The sequence below is a fragment of the Ectopseudomonas khazarica genome, assembly GCF_017915135.1.
GTDB classification, from domain to species: Bacteria; Pseudomonadota; Gammaproteobacteria; order Pseudomonadales; family Pseudomonadaceae; genus Aquipseudomonas; species Aquipseudomonas khazarica.
Genome location: NZ_CP068551.1, coordinates 2,430,433 through 2,448,469, shown reverse-complemented (window position 1 = coordinate 2,448,469; position 18,037 = coordinate 2,430,433). Strand labels below are relative to the sequence as shown.

17 protein-coding genes are annotated in these 18,037 nt (G+C 67.1%); 5 read left to right on the top strand and 12 right to left on the bottom strand.

All coding sequences use genetic code 11. The features are described from left to right. Nucleotides 1–60 precede the first annotated feature (60 nt). The 4 genes from JLK41_RS11655 to JLK41_RS11640 all read left to right on the top strand — a co-directional run bounded on the left by JLK41_RS11655 (nucleotide 61) and on the right by JLK41_RS11640 (nucleotide 3,843). Complete coding sequence (locus JLK41_RS11655; protein ID WP_175252881.1) at nucleotides 61–1,530, top strand: methyl-accepting chemotaxis protein; 1,470 nt, start codon at nucleotides 61–63, stop codon at nucleotides 1,528–1,530. A gap of 94 nt (nucleotides 1,531–1,624) precedes the next feature. Then, nucleotides 1,625–1,825, top strand: a complete 201-nt coding sequence (locus tag JLK41_RS11650; RefSeq protein WP_210391051.1) for a hypothetical protein — start codon at nucleotides 1,625–1,627, stop codon at nucleotides 1,823–1,825. A 123-nt stretch (nucleotides 1,826–1,948) separates the two neighbouring features. After that, nucleotides 1,949–2,410: a putative pterin-binding protein gene (locus tag JLK41_RS11645; RefSeq protein ID WP_210391050.1), complete on the top strand. Its 462-nt coding sequence runs from the start codon at nucleotides 1,949–1,951 to the stop codon at nucleotides 2,408–2,410. Then, nucleotides 2,407–3,843, top strand: a complete 1,437-nt coding sequence (locus tag JLK41_RS11640) for a GGDEF domain-containing protein (RefSeq protein WP_244976495.1) — start codon at nucleotides 2,407–2,409, stop codon at nucleotides 3,841–3,843. The genes JLK41_RS11645 and JLK41_RS11640 overlap by 4 nt, the downstream gene beginning before the upstream one ends. Nucleotides 3,844–3,987: 144 nt before the next feature. Here the strand turns inward: JLK41_RS11640 and JLK41_RS11635 are convergent, their stop codons facing one another. The 10 genes from JLK41_RS11635 to selD all read right to left on the bottom strand — a co-directional run bounded on the left by JLK41_RS11635 (nucleotide 3,988) and on the right by selD (nucleotide 14,885). Next, nucleotides 3,988–4,785, bottom strand: coding sequence for an acyl-CoA thioesterase (locus JLK41_RS11635; RefSeq protein WP_134675903.1), 798 nt, complete (start codon nucleotides 4,783–4,785; stop codon nucleotides 3,988–3,990). Between the two features lie 106 nt (nucleotides 4,786–4,891). Next, entirely contained in the window at nucleotides 4,892–5,662 is a 771-nt protein-coding gene (locus tag JLK41_RS11630; RefSeq protein WP_210391049.1) for a CHAD domain-containing protein, read from the bottom strand. Nucleotides 5,663–5,721: 59 nt separating this feature from the next. After that, nucleotides 5,722–7,707 (bottom strand): transglutaminase TgpA family protein, encoded by a 1,986-nt coding sequence (locus JLK41_RS11625; protein ID WP_210391048.1) that lies wholly within the window; start codon nucleotides 7,705–7,707, stop codon nucleotides 5,722–5,724. Continuing rightward, a complete protein-coding gene (locus JLK41_RS11620) occupies nucleotides 7,704–8,657 on the bottom strand; it encodes a DUF58 domain-containing protein (protein WP_210391047.1) in 954 nt (317 codons plus the stop codon). The genes JLK41_RS11625 and JLK41_RS11620 overlap by 4 nt, the downstream gene beginning before the upstream one ends. Next, nucleotides 8,657–9,574 (bottom strand): AAA family ATPase, encoded by a 918-nt coding sequence (locus JLK41_RS11615; protein WP_210391046.1) that lies wholly within the window; start codon nucleotides 9,572–9,574, stop codon nucleotides 8,657–8,659. Before JLK41_RS11615 ends, JLK41_RS11620 begins: the two co-directional genes overlap by 1 nt. A gap of 125 nt (nucleotides 9,575–9,699) precedes the next feature. After that, a complete protein-coding gene (locus JLK41_RS11610; protein WP_037052030.1) occupies nucleotides 9,700–11,664 on the bottom strand; it encodes a methyl-accepting chemotaxis protein in 1,965 nt (654 codons plus the stop codon). Nucleotides 11,665–11,790: 126 nt separating this feature from the next. Beyond that, nucleotides 11,791–12,396 (bottom strand): flavin reductase family protein, encoded by a 606-nt coding sequence (locus JLK41_RS11605; protein ID WP_037052027.1) that lies wholly within the window; start codon nucleotides 12,394–12,396, stop codon nucleotides 11,791–11,793. Continuing rightward, nucleotides 12,396–12,674, bottom strand: coding sequence for a hypothetical protein (locus tag JLK41_RS11600; protein WP_037052024.1), 279 nt, complete (start codon nucleotides 12,672–12,674; stop codon nucleotides 12,396–12,398). The genes JLK41_RS11605 and JLK41_RS11600 overlap by 1 nt, the downstream gene beginning before the upstream one ends. A gap of 76 nt (nucleotides 12,675–12,750) precedes the next feature. Next, nucleotides 12,751–13,851: a tRNA 2-selenouridine(34) synthase MnmH gene (gene mnmH, locus JLK41_RS11595; RefSeq protein WP_210391045.1), complete on the bottom strand. Its 1,101-nt coding sequence runs from the start codon at nucleotides 13,849–13,851 to the stop codon at nucleotides 12,751–12,753. Further along, on the bottom strand, nucleotides 13,851–14,885 hold the full coding sequence (selD, locus tag JLK41_RS11590; protein ID WP_037052019.1) for a selenide, water dikinase SelD: 1,035 nt from the start codon (nucleotides 14,883–14,885) through the stop codon (nucleotides 13,851–13,853). Before selD ends, mnmH begins: the two co-directional genes overlap by 1 nt. Nucleotides 14,886–14,989: 104 nt before the next feature. Here selD and JLK41_RS11585 point away from each other — a divergent pair, with 104 nt between their 5' ends. Further along, nucleotides 14,990–15,997 (top strand): patatin-like phospholipase family protein, encoded by a 1,008-nt coding sequence (locus tag JLK41_RS11585; protein WP_047584466.1) that lies wholly within the window; start codon nucleotides 14,990–14,992, stop codon nucleotides 15,995–15,997. 3 nt (nucleotides 15,998–16,000) lie between these two features. Here the strand turns inward: JLK41_RS11585 and JLK41_RS11580 are convergent, their stop codons facing one another. Next, the gene (locus JLK41_RS11580) at nucleotides 16,001–17,086 is read right to left on the bottom strand and encodes an AI-2E family transporter (protein WP_134675909.1); all 1,086 of its coding nucleotides are present in this window, start codon (nucleotides 17,084–17,086) and stop codon (nucleotides 16,001–16,003) included. 77 nt (nucleotides 17,087–17,163) lie between these two features. Continuing rightward, on the bottom strand, nucleotides 17,164–17,973 hold the full coding sequence (locus JLK41_RS11575; RefSeq protein ID WP_210391044.1) for a DUF4892 domain-containing protein: 810 nt from the start codon (nucleotides 17,971–17,973) through the stop codon (nucleotides 17,164–17,166). Nucleotides 17,974–18,037 lie beyond the last annotated feature (64 nt).

Sequence of the window (18,037 nt, the reverse complement as noted above, 5' to 3'; positions counted from 1 at the left end):
CCCAAGGCATACTACTGGCACATAGCCAATAGTGAACGCAGCGAAACGGATAACGACAGCATGGGCGCCTGGATCAGCGATCTTTCTCTCAAGTACAAATTCTGGGCGGTCAACGCCGTCGCATTCGTCATCAGCCTGATGCTGGTGCTGTTCGCCCTGCACACCGAGCAGGCGGCCCGCAGCCTCGATGCGCGCCAGGCAGCCAGCGCCCAGGCACGCCTGCTTCAGCAGTGGCCGCAGCAGGCGACACTGCCCAGCTCCGGCAATGTCCAGGTACTGCAAGGCGATGCCTCCCTGGCGAATGCCCAGGGTGCGGCCGATGCCAGCGGCTGGCAGGTACTGAAACACGACGCCTGGTTCGACAGCATGCCGGCGGTTGGCGCGCAGCGGGTTTCGCTCGCCGACGGACGCAACCTCGCCGTAGTGGCGCGGGCGCCGAGCCTATTCGACCTGTTCACCGAGCACGCGCTGTCCTATGCCCTGGCGGTGGCGGTGCTCATGTTGCTGTTGCTGGCGGCCTCGCAGTTGCTGATCCGCTTCCTGCTCAGCCACCTCAACACGCTCAAGGACGTGATGCTGCAGGCAGAACGCAGCGGTGACCTGTCATTGCGCGTACCGCTGGACAGCCGCGACGAGGTCGGCCAGATGGCTGCCGCCTTCAACGCCATGCAGGCCGGCTACCAGCGTGTGGTCGGCACCGTCGGCCAGGTCGCCAGCGAACTCGACAGCGGCACGCGCAACATGGCCCAGCGCATGGGCGCGGTACGCCAGGGCATGCTCAGCCAGCAGAGCGAAACCGACCAGGCCGCCACGGCGATCAACGAAATGTCGGCGACCGTGCAGCACATCGCCGATCACGCCGGCACGACCCGCGACCAGTCGCTCAGCGCCGACCAGCTGGCACGCGCCGGCCAGCAGGTGGTCGAACGCGTGGAGCAGTCCATCGCCGCCCTCTCCCAGGGCGTGCGCCAGAGCGCCGGCAGCATCGAGCGCCTGGCCGAGGATAGCCAGCACATCAGTCGCGTGGTCGGCGTCATTCATGGCATCGCCGAACAGACCAACCTGCTCGCCCTCAATGCGGCCATCGAGGCTGCCCGCGCTGGCGAAATGGGTCGCGGCTTCGCCGTGGTCGCCGACGAGGTGCGCAACCTGGCCAAGCGCGTACAGGACTCCACCGACGAGATCACCCAGATGATCGGCAACCTGCAAGGCGGCACTCGTGACGCCGTGGAATTCATGCGCGAGAGCTCGGAGAACGCCAACCAGTGCGTGCAGCTGGCACAGGAAGCCGGAGAGTCGCTGGAAGCGATCACCGCCGCCGTGGCCCTGATGCGTGACAGCAACACGCAGATCGCCGTGGCAGCTGCGCAGCAGAGCCAGGTGGCCGAGGAAATGAGCCGCTCGGTCGTCGGCATCCGCGACGTCACCGAGCAGACTGTTGGCCAGACGCTGGAATCGGCAGCCACCAGCCAGCAACTGGCCACATTGGCGGCCCAGCTCAACCAGGCGATCCGCCAGCTCAAGCTGTAGGGTCGCTGGAAGCTATGCCGGTCATAGCCAGAAACGATTCGTCGCCCGCGCCGGAGCGCTCATAGACTGGTTGCACCCCCCCGAGGAATGCAACATGAGCGCCCTTCTGCTTGCCCCGTACAGCACCGCCCGCGCCATTCAGCAATTGGCGGCGTGCCTGCTGCTGCTCGCCGTGGCCCTGCTGGTGACGGCCGCCTGCCAGCCCAGCGCGCTGGCCCTGGCTCTGGCCGGCATCGGCCTGCGCGCCGCCTTCGTCCTGCGTCGCCATGCCGGCGCGAGCCACGCAACGCCCTGAATCCGCGCGCCTCCGTTCGTCGGGCCAATTCAGGCGCCCAGGCTAAACCACGATAGCATCGACAATATATTGACCGATGGCAGCCGCTTTTTTATGTCACGACATTTTATTGTCACGTGTTGCGTGACGTTTTTCTGTCTGACCGCGGTCAAGGCGGAGCCCGTTCCCTACCCGCAGGACCGGACGGCGCTGCGCCTGTACCTGGCCGACGGCCGCCAGCAGAGTTTCACCCTGCACCAGTTGCAGCGTTTCCCGCAAAGCACCGTTCGCCTGCGTGACGCCAGCGGCAAGGAGCAGCTGTGGATGGGCGTGTCCCTGCCGTGGCTGCTGCAATCCATGGATGAAGAAACGCACGACAGGCCGGTGTACACCCGCTCGCTCAATCACTACTCGGTGGTGATCCCGGCGGCCGATATCCAGCGCTACCAGCCGTTGATCGCCTACCAGCGCGACGGCCAGTTCCTCTCCATCCGCGACCTCGGGCCGCTGTACCTCATCTATCCGCTCGACGACTACCCCGAACTGCACCAACAGGTGTTCTACAACCGCTCCGTCTGGCAGCTCAGCGAGATTCACGTCGAATGAGTTCGATTGCAACGCCCCCCGTTTCGCCCTCCCGTCACCGCCTGAAACTGTCCGCCCTGATCACCCTGGTGCTGGCCATGGCACTGGTCACGCTCGGCTCGCTCTGGCTGGTGCAGGAGCAGGCACGCCAACTGGCCCTGCCGACGCTGCACAACGAGCTCTGGCAGGCGTACCAGATCGACAACGAGATGAACCACTTGCTCGACGCGGCGCACAGCCTGCGCAAGGGTGAGCTGGACAGCGACGATCTGGTGGTGCGCATCCAGGTGCTGCGCAGCCTGACCCAGTCACTGGAACGCCACCATCTGTTCGACTTCCTGCCCGAGTCGCAGTCGATCACCCAGGGCACGCTCGATCAGATCATCGGCCTGAGCCGCGACTGGGATGCACGCGCGCGCTGGGGTGACCCGCAGGGTGTCCGGCAACTGGCCGAGGAAATCCATCAACGCCTGCCGCAGCTGCTCAAGCCGATGCACGAGGTGATGGTGGCCAGCAAGATTTCCCTGGCCAACAAGATCGACGCCAAGCGCCAGCTCCTGCACCGCTGCTTCATCGGCCTGGGCTGGACACTGCTCGGCCTGCTGCTCGGCGGCGCCCTGCTGGTGTCGCGCCTGGTCAGCGACTACCGCAAGGCGCGCACGCTGTCGCACAACCTGGCCGAGCTGAATCAGCACCTGGAGCAGCGCGTCAGCGAACGCACCGCCGAGCTCAGCGAGGGCCAGGCGCTGCTGCGGCAGATCCTCGACGCCAGCCCCAGTGACGTGGCGCTGATCAGCGACGACGGCAAGCAGGTGCATTTCGTCAACCAGCGGCTGCGCGAGCGCCTGGAGCTCGATGCCAGCAGCGACTTCTCGCTGAGTCGCCTGTTCAGCAACGCCCGCGAGGCCGTGCATTTCAGCGAGGCCTTGCAGGCCCGCCAGCGCCTGGACGGCTGGGAGACCCAGTTGACCGGAGCCGAACCTTACTGGGGCGTGGTCTCGGGACGCGTGCTGGAGTATCACGGCAGGCCTGCGTTGCTGATCTGGAGCTACGACATCAGCCTGCGCAAGCAGATGGAACAGGAGCTGCTGGTGCTGGCCACCACCGATGCGCTCACCGGCCTGAACAACCGCCACGCGTTCCTGCAGCGCGCCGGCGAGCTGTTCAAGAGCGCCGAACGCTTCGACCAGCCCTGCACCCTGCTGATGCTCGACATCGACCATTTCAAGGCGATCAACGACAACCACGGCCACCAGAGCGGCGACGAGGTTCTCGCCCGCCTGGGCGAGTTGCTGCGCCAGGTGCTGCGTGAAGTGGACATCATCGGCCGCCTCGGCGGCGAGGAGTTCGCCGCCCTGCTGACCCAGACCGACCGTTGCGACGCCCTGCAGGTGGCCGAGCGTCTGCGCCTGAGTGCCAAGGCACTGGCGCTGAACGGCGCCGACGGCCAGTAACTGGGCATCACGCTGAGCGTCGGCCTAGCCGAGCGCCGCCCCGCGGAGCCTCTGGAAGGTGTGCTGGCGCGCGCCGACAGCGCGCTGTACCGGGCCAAGGCAGAGGGCCGTAACCGCACCGCCCAGGCCGTCGACTGAGGCCGCTCAGCCGAACACCGTCACCGTCTGCCGGCTCAGCGCCAGCAGGTCGCCCGCCGGGCTCCACATGGCTGCGGCGACATGCCCATAGCCATCGCGTGCATGCTCGATCTCGGCGCGGTACAGGCACCACTGCTCGGTCGTCAGCGCCTGCAAAGGCTGGACGAACTCGATCGTCCAGGTCAGCGAGCTACCGGGCGCCGGGCTGCTCAGGTGTGGCAGTACCGCTGGCGGCCAGGCGTCGACCAGCGCCAGCAGGTAGGCCTCGTCCAGCGGCTGGGCCGCCTGCTCGCCGCGCAGGCGCACCCAGCCGCCCATCTGCCGCGAAGGATTGTTGCTGAACGGCATGCCGCCAATGCCCCAGCGCATGGCCAGGTAACGGGTGAATTCCGGCGTCACGCCCGGCACGTAAGGCAACTCCTGGCACTGCTCGACCGGCGTGATCTCCGGGGCTGCCAGCGCCGCCACGTCGACCGCGGAGGCACGCGACGCGCCAAAGCTGCCCTGCACCACCGTCACCACCTGGCCATCCTGGACCGCGCGCAGGAGCATCTGGCTGACGGCCTTGCCCTCGCGCAGCACTTCCGCCTGGAAGCTCACCGGCACGTGCGGGGCGACGGGACCGACGAAGGTGATCGCCAGCGAACGCACCGGGCGCCCTTGCGGGACCTTGGCACGCATGGCCTCGAACGCCAGGGCGGCGACCAGGCCACCGAAACTGGCACGCCCCTGGCCCCATTCGGCCGGTATCACCACGGCATCGGGATCGCGGCGCACCGCGTCGAGCAATTGCAAAAGCGTCATACGGACCTCGCGCGTCATCAAGGGCGATGATCTTAGGGGATGGCACAGCCTGGAAGATAGGCCGACAAGATGCCGATTCGGTCATATTGCCGGCGAAAATGTCGCCTCATTCGCTCAGGGGAAAGTCGCCGAACAACGCGATCAGGGCCCCGTCCGCACGCTCCTCGGCAGCCAGCTGCCCCTGCAGCCAGGCCTCCCGGCAGGGATGCAGCGCCTCGATCACCTCGCTCTGCGCCAGCCACTGCAGGTGATCGTGCCAGTCGCCCAGCGCGCTCTGGGCGCGCTTGAGCCGCGCCAGCGCCGCCCTGTCCAGGCCGCTCTGCAAGGGATAGGTCTCGCCCGCGTAGCGCACCCGCTTGATCAGCAGGCGCAGGCGATGGCGGTCGTGCGCTGGGTCACGCAGGGCCTGCGCCAGCTGCGCCTGCTGACGCCGCAGGCGACGCCGGATGCGTTTGCTGACGCTACGCAGCTGGCCACGCCGTGCTGCCTCGCGCCAGGCAACCGGCCAGCTGTCGAGCAAGGCGATCAGTTCGGCCAGTTCACGACTGCTGGCCACTGCCGCAAAAGCCCTGGCATGCGCCTCCTGGTCAAAGGCGAGCAAGCGGGTCAGGCCCATGCGTTCGAGTTCGGCCATCAGCACCTCGCGATCACGCAAGGGACCAGTCAGCCGGCCGAGTACCGCGGCGGCCTGCTCCAGGGCATCCAGCGTCGCCAGGCCGCGCATGGGGCGCAGCAGGCTACGCAGCTGGCGCAAGGTGATGCGCAGGTCGTGCAACGCCTCGGCGTCGGTGAATCCGCTCAGGCGGGCCTGGCAGGCATATAGCCGTACCTGCAGGGCCAGCACACGTTGCAGGCTGCGCTCGATCAGATCGCTCATGCTCGCTACTCCTTGACGCTCAGGGTGACGACCAACAAACCCGTCGCGCCCGAAAAAACCTAATTCAGCCAGCGCCAGGGCAACGCCTGGCGCAACTTACCCAGCGCCTGACGCAGCGCGGCCGGCGCCACGGCCTGGCCGGCGTACTGCTGGCGCTCGAAACACGCGGCGAACGCCTGGATCTGCGCCGCCTGCGCCGGCAGTTCCTGGCTGGCGCGCCGGGCGAAGGCACGCATGCCCTCGCCGGCCTGCCGATGCACGCCATGCCGTGCCAGCAGACGCTCGAACCGTCGCAGCACCTGACGCAGAGGGTCACGCCGCTGCTGCCAGGGCTTGAGCAGCCACAGCGCCAGCAGGCCGAGCAGCGCCGCACCACCCCCGACCAGCGCCAGGGCGAGACGCTGCCAGTCGAGACTGCCGAACCAGCTCTGCAGCAGGCTGAGCTGTTGTTCCCCCTGATAACCCAGCACCCAGCGCTGCCAACCGTAGTTGAGACGCTCCCAGCTCAGGCGCAACTGGTTGAGCCAGGCCAGTTCCCGGTAACGCAGCGGCGAGAAGGGTTGGTCGTCGAGAAAACCGTCCTCTTCGCTCAACGCCTCCTGCAGGCCCTGCTCGATGCGCTCGGGAGCGACCTGGAAGGTCGGGTCGACGCTGCGCCAGCCGGTCCCGGGTTGCCAGTACTCGACCCAGGCATGGGCATCGAACTGGCGAACCTGGATGTAGTTGCCCGAGGGGTTGAGCTCGCCACCCTGGTAGCCGGTCACCACGCGTGCCGGGATGCCGGCGGCACGCAGGACGAAGGTCATGGCCCCGGCGTAGTGGGCACAGAAGCCACTGCGGGTGTCGAACAGGAATTCGTCGACGCTGTCCTGCCCCAGCGTTTGTGGGCGCAGGGTGTAGGCGAACGGCTCACGATTGAAATGCCGCAACAGCGCGTCCACCAGCGCATCGGCCTGCGGGTACTGGCGCTGCAGTTGGGCCGCCCAGGCGCGACTGCGCGGATCGCCCTGCGCCGGCAGCTGCAGGGCATGGCGCAGCGTCGACGGTTGCGCCTCGGCCTCGCGCAGGGCCTGCAGCCAGGAACGCACCTGGTAGAGCAGGCTGCGGTCCACGGGGCGACGGTTCTGCCAGCGGAAGTCGCTCATCATGCGCGTGCCATCCTGGGCGACCTCGCCGACATCGAGCGCGAACAGCCAGGGTTTGCCGCTGGGCTGCATGATGATGCTGTAGTCCAGCGGTTGCCCGGCCTTGCTCCACTGCGGCGCCCTGGGCAGCTGCGCCAGGCTCGATTGCGACCAGCGCCGACCATCGAATCGGTCCAGCGTCAGCGCCCGCCAGTACAGCTGGTTGCGGGGCGGCACGGCGCCTTCGAAACTGGCGCGAAACGCCAGCTCCGAGGAGCGGCTGAGCTCGGCGATATCGGCTGGTTCCATGCTGTCGGAGAGGCCGGTCCGGCCCTTGTCGCTGGGCATCGGCAAGGACCACAGCGGTCCCATGCGCGGAAAGAACACGAACAGCAGCAGCATCAGCGGCAACGCCTGCAGCAGCAGGCCGCCGGCAAGACGCAGGGTGGGCCAGGGCCGCTCGGCAACGCCGCTCTGCTGCAGACCGACCAGGGCAGCCAGCAGCGCCGTGACCGGCAGCAGGCTGTAGAGCGCGGCGACGATGCCATCCTCGAACAGGTAGGCGGTGACCACGCAGAAGAAGCCAAGGAAGACCAGCACCAGCGCGTCACGCCGCGTGCGCATCTCCAGCAGCTTGAGGATGAAGGTGGCGATCAGCAGCACCACGGCGGCATCCAGCCCGACCAGGGTCCCCCGCGAGAACAGGATGCCGATCAGGACCAGCAGCACCAGGCCGCCCTTGACCCAGCCACCGGGGTAGCGCGCACGCATGCGGAAGATCTGCACCCGCCAGCTCGCAGCGCCCAGCCACAGGGCGATCATCCACATGGGCAGATGCACCAGGTGCGGCACGATCACCAGCACCTGCGCCACCAGCAACCAGGTCAGGGCAATGCGCGGAATGCCTGGCAGCCGGCTCATGGACGTTGCCCGAACAGCGCCAGGGCGCGCAGGCAGGCATCGCGATGCGCCTCGCCAACGTCCGCAGCGATCGACGTGCCCGGCAACTGCAGGCCGAAGGGCTGCTGCCGCGCGGAGAACTGCAGCACCCAGTGGCACAGCAGCGACAGGCGCATTTCGCTGTCGCCAGCCAGGCTCTCGTAGTCGAGCCACAGGTCCCGCCCACTGAGCATGGCGAAGTCCTTGACCAGCAGCCCCTGGCCGCGCGAATAGGCCTTCCAGTCCAGCCGCCGCTTGGAATCGCCCGGCTGGTAGTCACGCAGTCCCTGGAAGTCATCGGCACCCTGGCCACGCGCCCGCATGCCTTCGTCGTCGTCCTCGCCGAGACCGGCGGACACGGGCAGATCGCCTTCCAGCGGGCGCGGGTAGACCAGCACCGACTGGTCCAGGTCGACCCAGCTCCACGCCACCAGCAGGCCCAGCGGGAAGCGGCTCTCGACCCGCAGACGACCGGGCCGCAACCAGCCACGTCGCCGCGCCGGCAGGCTCACCTCCACCTCGCACTGGCCTTCGCGCGGCACATCACGCAGCACCAGCTCGGCCGGTGGCCAGCCCAGGGCCACGGCCTGGTGCTCACGCCTGCGGCTTTCCAGGCGCACGCGAAAGACGGCCTGCTCACCCACGAACACCGCCCCGCCGCCGCCCGCCTTCAGCACCAGCCCGGCAAGATTGCGATAGGTGTGCAGGATGGCGACGACGAACACCGCCATCAGCAGGAACGTCAGGCCATACGCCAGGCTGTTCTGGTAGTTGATGGCGACCAGCAGCATCAGCACCAGGGCGACGGCGAAGGCCGCCCCGACCCGACTCGGCACGATGAAGATGCGCCGCTGATTGAGGCGAACGCTGGCCGCAGGCGGGATGCGCCGGGCCAGCCAGCGTGCCCAGAGGGGCCTCAGCGCCGTGCGCATCAGAGCGCCGGAACTTCGCGCAGCAGCCACTGCACCAGGCTGCCGCCACCATGGCCGGCCGGATCGGCGCGTTCGCGCAGGCGGTGACCGACCACGGCGGGCAACACCGCCTGCACGTCCTCGGGAATCAGGTAATCACGCTCGGCGAGCAGCGCCCAGGCCCTGGCCGCAGCCAGCAGCGCCAGGCTGGCACGGGGCGACAGGCCCCAGGCGAACTGCGGCTGGCTGCGGGTAGCCTCCACCAGGCGCAGTACGTAGTCGATCAGGGCATCGCTGGCGCGAATCTTCGGCACCTCGGCCTGCAGGCGCGCCAGTTCGGCATGGTCGAGCACCGGCTCGAGCTTGGGCAGGATGTCGCGCCGCGCATCGCCAAGCAGCAGTGCGCGCTCTGCCGCCTGGGCCGGATAGCCGAGCGATAGGCGCATGAGGAAACGGTCGAGCTGGGATTCGGGCAGCGCGAAGGTGCCGCCGCTGCTGACCGGGTTCTGCGTGGCGATGACGAAGAACGGCTCGGGCAACGGCCGGGTCGCCCCCTCGATGGTGACCTGCCCTTCCTCCATGGCTTCGAGCAATGCGCTCTGGCTCTTCGGCGTGGCGCGGTTGATCTCGTCCGCCAGCACCAGTTCGGCGAAGATCGGCCCCTGGTGAAACACGAACTGCCCGGTGTCCTTGTCGAACACGGAGGTGCCGAGAATGTCGCCCGGCAACAGGTCGGAAGTGAACTGGATGCGCTGGAAACTCAGCCCCAGCACCCGCGCCAGGGCATGACTGAGGGTGGTCTTGCCCATGCCGGGCAGGTCCTCGATCAGCAGGTGACCACGCGCCAGCAGACAGGTCAGCGCCAGACGCACCTGCGCCTCTTTGCCCAGTACCACCTGATTGACCGAGTCGAGGCAGGCATCCAGTTTGGTTCGCATCGTTTGCTCCTTGTACGGACTGCCGATGCTACTGGGCCACTCGGCCGGGGCAAAGCGCCATGTAACCTTTGCTCACGAAACTGTGAATGGCCGTCCAAAGTGCGCCGCAGGCGAACAGCGCGGCCTCACAGGCGGAAGTGCCCCGCCATGCCCTGCAATTCGCGCCCCAGTTCGGCCAGCTGAATGCTGGACGCCGCCGTCTCGTCCATCGCCGTGGCCGACTGATCGGCGATGTCGCGGATCGAGGTGACGCTGCGGTTGATCTCTTCGGCGACGGCCGTCTGCTGCTCGGCCGCCGCGGCGATCTGCTGGTTCATCTCGGAAATCAGCGTCACTGCCTCGGCAATGGCCACCAGGGCGACTTCGGTCTGGCTGGCGTCGTCGACGGTCTTTTCCACCAGCCCGGCGCTCTGCTCCATGTCTGCCACCGCACGCCGGCTGCCCTCGCGCAAGGCGGAGATCAGCGACTCGATCTCCGCCGTCGATTGCTGGGTACGCTTGGCCAGCGCCCGCACCTCGTCGGCGACCACCGCGAAGCCGCGGCCCTGCTCGCCCGCACGGGCCGCCTCGATGGCGGCATTGAGGGCAAGCAGGTTGGTCTGCTCCGCGACGCTCTTGATCACCTCCAGCACCGCGTCGATACGCTGGGTATCCTGGCTCAGGCGCTGGATGCTGGCGGTCGTGGTGTCCATCGCCCGGGCCAGCTGCTCGATGCGTTGCAGGGTCTGGCGGACCACCTGGCTGCCATTGCCCACGCGCTGGTCGGCCTGCTCCGTCGAAGCGGCTGCCGCCTCGGCGTTGCGCGCCACTTCGTGCACGGTGGCGGTCATCTCGCTCATGGCCGTGGCCACCTGATCGGTCTCCAGTTTCTGCCCGTTGACGCCCTGGCGGGTCTGCTCGGCGGTCGCCGAAAGCGACTGAGCCGAGTTGGAAATCTGCGCCACGCCACCCTGCAGGCGGCCAACCATGTCGCGCAGGTTGCCGGCCATGCGCTGCATGGCAGCGAGCAGCTGGCCGATCTCATCGCGGCGGTCCTGCTCGAGGTGCACGCTCAGGTCACCGCCGGCGACCGACTCGGCCAGCGCGATGACGCGCTTGAGCGGCCTGACGATGACCAGGCTGATGATGATCGCCGCCGCAAGGCCGAAGAGCAGCGCCAGCGCCGCAGCCACCACGATCAGGCCACTGCTGGCCTTGCGCTCCGCCTGCATGGCCTGCTGCTGCGCCTGCAGTGCCTGATCGACACGCTGCAGCAACAGTTCGACCTGGGCGACGAGCTGGGCGTAGACCGCCTTCTGCTGCTGCAACTGGCTGGCGTACTCCTGCAGGCGTTCGTTGAACGAGTCGACGTTGACCACCACCTCACCGAGCACGGCGGAATAGCCGGGGTCGTCCAGCGCATCGCGCAGCTCTGCCGCCAGGGCCTGCGCCTCGCCCGCCTGGGCGATCTCCGCCTGTTCGGTGGTGTCCGCACGGCGGCTGGCTTCCAGGCGCTGGCGCGCCTGATCCAGCGCCTGCAGCAGCAACTGGTGGATCTTGCCGACCTGCCCCGCCTGCAGCACCGAGTCACCGCCCCGCTCACCCTGGGAGCTTTTCAGCAGGTCGACGCCATCCTCAGACAGCCCCTCCTGCAGCAGGTCCAGGCTGTTGGCCGCAGCGACCACCAGCCAGTCGGCAGCCTGCAAGGACAGCTGCATGTTGTCGGTCAGTTCGACATAGCGCGCGAAGGCCGTGCGGTAGTCGGCCAGGGCCGGCTCGACCTGCGCCAGGATCGCCGCGCTGTCGCTGTCCAGCTCGCCCTGCAGCGCCTGGCTGGCCTGGAGGATGGCATCGGCCTGCTCGTTGAGCCGTTCTGCATGCTGACTGTCGCCGGCTAGGGCGAAGGCCTGCTCGCTCTGGCGCATGCGCAGCACCTGTTCACCTAGAGCGCTCATGCGCTGCTGCAGTTCGGCGCCGGCGCTGACTTCGCGCAACGCCAGCAGGCCGGTGGCGGCCACCAGCGCGGTCAACAGCAGCACCAGGGCGAAGCCCAGCATCAGTTTGCTGGCCGTACTCAAGCTGGCCAGCCGCTTGGTCAATGAGCTACCCATGACATCCCCCTGCCTACTGCAGCCAGCCCAGAATCCTGAAACATAGGAGCAGCGCCCTGCTGGCGACAAGCCAGCAGGCGGCAGGATGGCCGGAACAGTTAACTGGAGGTCGTTTTCAGAACGAATTCAAGGGCGTTGCATGTTGAAGACATCGCGCGTGCGGCAATAGGCGCTGCCGCCCAGGCGACCGACCAGATCAAGCTGCAGCGGGTCGAGACGGCCCTGCTCGGTCAGCAGCGCGTCGTCGATATGGGCCAGCAGCACTTCGGCGAAGATCAGGTGACTGTTGGGCTGCTGCGCGGGGTACGGCTGGATCTGCGCGACGCGGCACTCGAAGGTCACCGGGGCGCCGACGACACGGGGCACGTCGATGCGCTCGCAGGGCACGCTGGCGATGGCGCAATGCTCGAACTCGCTGACCTCGTGGGGCAACACCGCAGCGCTGGCATTCATCGCTTCGGCCTGCGCGAAGCTCACCAGCTGAATCGCCAGTTCGCCACTGGCCTGGGCGTTGCGCAGCGTGTCCTTGAGACTGCCGTCGTCACGGGTATTGACGTTGACCAGCAGCGTGGGTGGATTGTCGCTGATCACCTGGAAGAAACTGAACGGTGCCAGGTTGGCGACGCCCTCGGGCGAACGACTCGACACCCAGGCGATGGGGCGCGGCGTGACGCTGGACGCCAGCCAGCGATAGGCATCCAGAGGGCTCAGGGCAGAGAAGTCGAGCTGCATCAGCGCCCCGCTCGCGATTCGCGGATGTAGAAGCGCGCGCGCTCGGCCTTGCTGGTACAGCCTTCGTAGGCCTCGAACTGCTGCTGGGTCTTGGCAGCCGTCAGCAGCGACAACGCCTTGGAATAGCTCACGGTGCCAGCGAAGCCTTCGGCCTCGGCGATGCTCAGCTCCTTCCATGCGGCATCCAGCTGGTTGGCGCAGGTATCGCGGTAAACCGTCTTGCCGGCACAGCCGGTCAACGCTACCGCGAGCAGCGGCAAACAGATCCAGTGTTTCATCAACCACACTCCTCGAACGGACATGACTACGGATTGGCCCAGTCTATGACGCTAAGGCCGGGCGAAAGTGCCCGGTTCAGCGTTCGCTGCGACTGCGCAGGTACTCCACCACCGCCTGCTGCTCGCCCGCGAACTCGATGCGTCCGGACTTGCTTTCACGTTGGAACACATACATAGGATCGTAGTACTCAACCAGCAAAGCTTCGATCCAACCGCGATGGCTGTCGACCACGCCATCGTTCTGCTGCTCGTGCAGCGCCTGCTCCATGATCGCCGCCAGGCGCTGATAACGCTCGCCGCCCAGGCGCCGGGTGATATTGGCCAGGCTCTCGCGCAGCCGTGCGGCGAATGCGGGGAATCCCTCCTCCGCCCCCTGCACCGCGACGAACTCGGCGCACAGTTCGACGACATAGGCCTGCAGGATGCGCTCGATGCGGTTCTCCAGGCTGTCTTCCAGCCACACCAGCGGGTAGTTCTGCATGGCCTGGTGCAGCGACAGCGGCAAGGAGCAACGACCGATCAGGCGTGCCTCGTCCTCCAGCACGAACTGGCGCTGGCCAGTCGCCTGGCGCTTGAGCAGATCGATGGCCAGGGCGTTCTCGAAGTCGATCTGCGCCGGCTGGCCACTGGCACGCTTGCCGAAGCTGGAGCCGCGGTGATTGGCATGCGCCTCCAGGTCGAGGCTGTTGCCCAGCTGGCTGATCACCTCGGTCTTGCCGGTACCGGTCATGCCGCCCACGAGGACGAAATCGCACTCCTCCACGGCCTGTTCGGTGATGTGCAGGAGGTAGTTGCGCATCGCCTTGTAACCGCCGACCACGCGCGGATAGTCGATGCCGGCCTCGCTCTTCAGCCATTGCTGGACGATCTGCGAACGCAGGCCGCCGCGAAAGCAGTACAGGTAACCTTCGGGGTTGGCCTTGGCGAAGCGGGCCCAGGCCTCGATGCGTTCGTCCTTGCTGCGCCCGCTGACCAGCTGGTGCCCCAGCTCGATGGCGGCCTGCTGGCCGTGCTGCTTGTAGCAGGTGCCGACCTTCTGCCGCTCCACATCGTTCATCAGCGGCAGGTTGATCACGCCCGGGAAGGCGCCCTTGTGAAATTCGACCGGCGCACGGGCATCCATCATCGGCCGGTCGTGCAGGAAGATGTCGCGGTAATCGGTGCAGTTGTCACGCATTACAGCACCTCGACCGCGTAACGCTGTCGCTCGACCATCTCGCCGATCGGCGCGAGGTCCAGCCCCAGTTCGGCAGCGACCGCCAGAAACTGCGCCTCGCCCTCCGGCGCCACGGCCACCAGCAGCCCGCCGCTGGTCTGCGGATCGCACAGCAGCAGCTTGCTCAGCTCGGGCAGCGGCGCGATCCGCTCGCCGTAGCTGTCGAAGTTGCGCAGGGTGCCGCCCGGCACGCAACCTTCCTGCAGGTAGTATTCCGCGCTCTGCAGACGCGGCACGCGGGCGAACTCGATGCGCGCACTGAGGTGGCTGCCGTCCGCCATCTCCACCAGGTGGCCGAGCAGACCGAAGCCGGTGACATCGGTCATCGCCCGCACGCCTTCCAGCTTGCCGAAACGGCTGCCAGGCTTGTTCAGCGTGCACATCCAGTCACGCGCCAGGCCGATGTCGGCGTCGCGCAGCTTGGCCTTCTTCTCGGCCGTGGTGAGGATACCGATGCCCAGTGGCTTGGTGAGGTACAGCTTGCAGCCGACCGTCGCGGTGTCATTGCGCTTCATGTTGCCCTTGCTCACCAGCCCGGTGACGGCGAGGCCGAAGATCGGCTCGGGGGCATCGATGGAATGGCCGCCGGCCAGTGCGATACCGGCTTCGTCGCAGACCGCGCGGCCGCCACGGATCACCTCGCGGGCGACTTCGGGCGCCAGCACGTTGACCGGCCAGCCGAGGATGGCGATCGCCATCAGCGGGTCCCCGCCCATGGCGTAGATGTCGCTGATGGCGTTGGTCGCGGCGATACGGCCGAAATCGAACGGATCATCGACGATCGGCATGAAGAAGTCGGTGGTCGACACCACTCCGCGCTCCTCATCGATGGCATACACCGCGGCATCGTCGCGCGATGCATTGCCCACCCACAGCTTGGGGTCGAGATTCTGTGCGCCACTGCCGGCAAGAATCACCTCGAGCACCTTGGGCGCGATCTTGCAGCCGCAACCGGCACCGTGGCTGTACTGGGTCAAACGAATGGGTTCGCTCATGCTTCTCTCTCACTGCGACGACTGGCGACGGATTCTAGCAAAGACCGCCTTGGCGCAGCGTCATCGCGCGAGTAAGGTCGTGGCCTGAACGGGGGATTTTTCACATGAGCAAGAAAGTGGCGCTGGTACTGGGCTCGGGGGGAGCGCGTGGCTATGCGCACATTGGCGTGATCGAGGAGCTGCAGGCACGCGGTTACGAAATCGGCTGCATCGCGGGCTGTTCGATGGGCGCGGTGGTCGGCGGCATCTTCGCCGCCGGCAAGTTGCGCGAGTACCGCGAGTGGACGGAGAGCCTGGACTACCTGGACGTGCTGCGCCTGCTCGACGTCAGCTTCCGCCTCGGTGCGATACGCGGCGAACGGGTGTTCGGACGCATCCAGGAGATCGTCGGCGAGGTGGACATCGAGAACCTCGACATCCCCTTCACCGCCGTCGCCACCGACCTGACCAACCAGCAGGAAATCTGGTTCCAGGAAGGCTGCCTGCACCAGGCCATGCGCGCTTCGGCGGCGATTCCCAGCCTGTTCACCCCGGTGGTTCAGGGCAAGCGCATGCTGGTCGACGGCGGCCTGCTCAACCCCTTGCCCATCGTGCCGGTGGTCTCCAGCCACTGCGACCTGATCATCGCGGTCAACCTCAATGCCACCAACCATACCCATTACCAGCTGCCGGTGATCGAGCGGCCGGCCGCCCTCAAGGGGCGCATCGACCAGATGATGAGCAGCCTGGGTTCGCGCCTGCCCAGTTTCCGACGCAAGAGCGAGGATGAAGTCCTGCTGCTGGCCGAGGGGCAGCAGCAGGCCGATGACATCAGCCCGGCCGCGGCACCGAGTCATGACGATGACGAAGCGGCGCCGAAATCCGCCAGCGGTTCGCACGTGGCGGAGTTCAGCGGGCCCGCCTCGCTGCTGGAGCTGGTCAACCAGAGCTTCGAAGTGATGCAGACCTCGCTGGCGCAGTACAAGATCGCCGGTTACCCGCCGGACATCCTGATCAACGTGCCCAAGCGCGTGTGCCGCTTCTTCGAGTTCTACAAGGCGCCGGAACTGATCATGCTCGGCCGGCAGATCGCGCGCGACACCCTGGACAAGTACGAAAGCGAGCGCGGCTGACGATCAACCGCGCGTCTCCTCGTCCGCCAGCGGCTTGTCCACCAGGTTCTCGGCAGGCGGCGCGCGGTCCGCCACCCAGTCGCTGAGCAGGCTGTAGGCCACGGCCAGCAGGGTCGGGCCGAGGAACAGCCCCATGAAGCCGAAGGCAAGAATGCCGCCGAACACCCCGAGCAGCACCACCACCAGCGGCAGGTTGCCGCCGCGGCTGATCAGGTAGGGCTTGAGGATGTTGTCCACGCCGCTGATGACGAAGAAGCCCCAGACCCCGAGGAAGATCGCCATGCCGATCTCCCCCTGCCAGACCAGCCAGGCCACCGCCGGCCCCCAGATCAGCGGCGGGATCATGATGAAACTGAAGGCGAAGGTGAGCAGCCCCAGCACCAGCGCACCCGGCACCCCGGCGATGACGAAACCGATATAGGCCAGCACCGCCTGCGCCGCTGCCGTGCCGATCACCCCGTTGACCACCCGCTGCACCGTGCCGGCGACCAGCTCCAGGTAGTGATCGGCGCGGTCACCGATCAGGCGCTCCAGCAGGCTGTGCACGAACACGGCCAGGCGCGGGCCGTCACGGTAGAAGAAGAACACCAGCACCAGGCTCAGCGCCAGCTCGACCATGCCGCCGCCGATTTTCGCACTGCGCGCCACCAGCCAGTTGCCCACCTGGCCCAGGTAGGGTCGCACGGTGTCGAAGAACGCCGCGCCCTGCTGGTCGATGGTGTGCCACATCTCCACCAGGCGCCCGCCCACCAGCGGTATCGCTTCCAGCCAGCTCGGCGGTGGCGGCAGGCCTTCGACCTGCAGGTCCTTGACCAGTGCATTGGCGTCCTTGATGTGATCGGCAAGGTTGAACCCCAGCCAGACCAGCGGCACGGCCACCAGCACCACCCAGACCCCGGTGAGGATCCCGGCGGCCAGCGACATGCGGCCGTTCAGCAGTTGCGTCAGCAGGCGCATCAGCGGCCAACTGGCGAACGCCAGCACCGCCGCCCAGAACAGCGCCGACCAGAATGGCGCCAGCACCCACAGGCTGGCCGCCAGCAAACCGAGCAGCAGAATCTGCACCAGCAGACGATCATTAGTGGCCATCAATCGAAACTCCATTCGACGAAACGACAAAGCGCCCGAGATGGGCGCTCTGCAAACTTCCCCCGGCACGCCCCTGCTTAACGCAGCAGCCGCACATTCAGCGTATCGCCTTCGCCCTCACCCAGTTCGAGCCGGGCCTCGCGCACACGCTGCGCCATCAGCGCTTCGCGCCAGGCCGGCGCCTGGCCGCCGGACAGGCTGACACGCAGGGTGCTGTCCAGATTCAGGCTGCGCGCCAGCACCTCGACCCAGGCGCTGTCGGCCTTGGCATCCACCGGCAACTGCAGTTGCCCATCGCTGCGCAGTTGCCGCAACAGGGTCGCAGGCGTCGGCAGCAAGGTACCCAGCGGCGCGTCGGCATCCAGCTGCTCGGCATGCAGGTAGGCCCGACGGTTACCACGGGTGATGCTGTACAGCGCCAGCAGGCTTTCATGATTCGGCTCGGCCAGGCGCAACAGGGCATAGGCCTGCTGGTCATCCGAGCCGTACAGGGTGGAATTGCCGAACACCGCATTGGCCCACAGGCTGCTGGAGCCGCACTCACGCCCCTGGCACCAGTACAGCAGCTCTGCGCCCTGCTTCAGCAGGGCCTCGCGCGATGCGCTGAAGACCTGGTCGGCACTGTGGGTGCCCGGCAGCTCGTAGGTCACGGCCTGATGCCGGCCCTGCGCCTGGATTTCGCGCTCGTAGCGCAGGCGTCCGCTGATGCGCCGGACCGAGCCCTGCGGATAGATGCGCTCGGCCGCGGGCTCCTGCGCGAAGGCCACGATGTGGCTTGCAGGAAAGCGCGGCAACGCCTCGAGGTCACGGCTACCGGGCACATCGGCAGCGGCGGCGAGCAGCGCGCCGCTGAAGACGCTGGCAAACAGCGCAGAGAACAGCTTCATGCCTCCCCTCATCGAGTGAACATCCTCTGAGGGGAAACGGTAGACGGTCTTGCTGAACAATGAG

What these genes read in the sequence shown, in the direction of transcription:
- JLK41_RS11655 (WP_175252881.1), top strand. Translation starts at nt 61, where the DNA reads ATGGGCGCCTGGATCAGCGATCTTTCTCTCAAGTACAAATTCTGGGCG.
- JLK41_RS11650 (WP_210391051.1), top strand. Translation starts at nt 1,625, where the DNA reads ATGAGCGCCCTTCTGCTTGCCCCGTACAGCACCGCCCGCGCCATTCAG.
- JLK41_RS11640 (WP_244976495.1), top strand. Translation starts at nt 2,407, where the DNA reads ATGAGTTCGATTGCAACGCCCCCCGTTTCGCCCTCCCGTCACCGCCTG.
- JLK41_RS11635 (WP_134675903.1), bottom strand. Translation starts at nt 4,785, where the DNA reads ATGACGCTTTTGCAATTGCTCGACGCGGTGCGCCGCGATCCCGATGCC.
- JLK41_RS11630 (WP_210391049.1), bottom strand. Translation starts at nt 5,662, where the DNA reads ATGAGCGATCTGATCGAGCGCAGCCTGCAACGTGTGCTGGCCCTGCAG.
- JLK41_RS11625 (WP_210391048.1), bottom strand. Translation starts at nt 7,707, where the DNA reads ATGAGCCGGCTGCCAGGCATTCCGCGCATTGCCCTGACCTGGTTGCTG.
- JLK41_RS11620 (WP_210391047.1), bottom strand. Translation starts at nt 8,657, where the DNA reads ATGCGCACGGCGCTGAGGCCCCTCTGGGCACGCTGGCTGGCCCGGCGC.
- JLK41_RS11615 (WP_210391046.1), bottom strand. Translation starts at nt 9,574, where the DNA reads ATGCGAACCAAACTGGATGCCTGCCTCGACTCGGTCAATCAGGTGGTA.
- JLK41_RS11610 (WP_037052030.1), bottom strand. Translation starts at nt 11,664, where the DNA reads ATGGGTAGCTCATTGACCAAGCGGCTGGCCAGCTTGAGTACGGCCAGC.
- JLK41_RS11605 (WP_037052027.1), bottom strand. Translation starts at nt 12,396, where the DNA reads ATGCAGCTCGACTTCTCTGCCCTGAGCCCTCTGGATGCCTATCGCTGG.
- JLK41_RS11600 (WP_037052024.1), bottom strand. Translation starts at nt 12,674, where the DNA reads ATGAAACACTGGATCTGTTTGCCGCTGCTCGCGGTAGCGTTGACCGGC.
- mnmH (WP_210391045.1), bottom strand. Translation starts at nt 13,851, where the DNA reads ATGCGTGACAACTGCACCGATTACCGCGACATCTTCCTGCACGACCGG.
- selD (WP_037052019.1), bottom strand. Translation starts at nt 14,885, where the DNA reads ATGAGCGAACCCATTCGTTTGACCCAGTACAGCCACGGTGCCGGTTGC.
- JLK41_RS11585 (WP_047584466.1), top strand. Translation starts at nt 14,990, where the DNA reads ATGAGCAAGAAAGTGGCGCTGGTACTGGGCTCGGGGGGAGCGCGTGGC.
- JLK41_RS11580 (WP_134675909.1), bottom strand. Translation starts at nt 17,086, where the DNA reads ATGGCCACTAATGATCGTCTGCTGGTGCAGATTCTGCTGCTCGGTTTG.
- JLK41_RS11575 (WP_210391044.1), bottom strand. Translation starts at nt 17,973, where the DNA reads ATGAAGCTGTTCTCTGCGCTGTTTGCCAGCGTCTTCAGCGGCGCGCTG.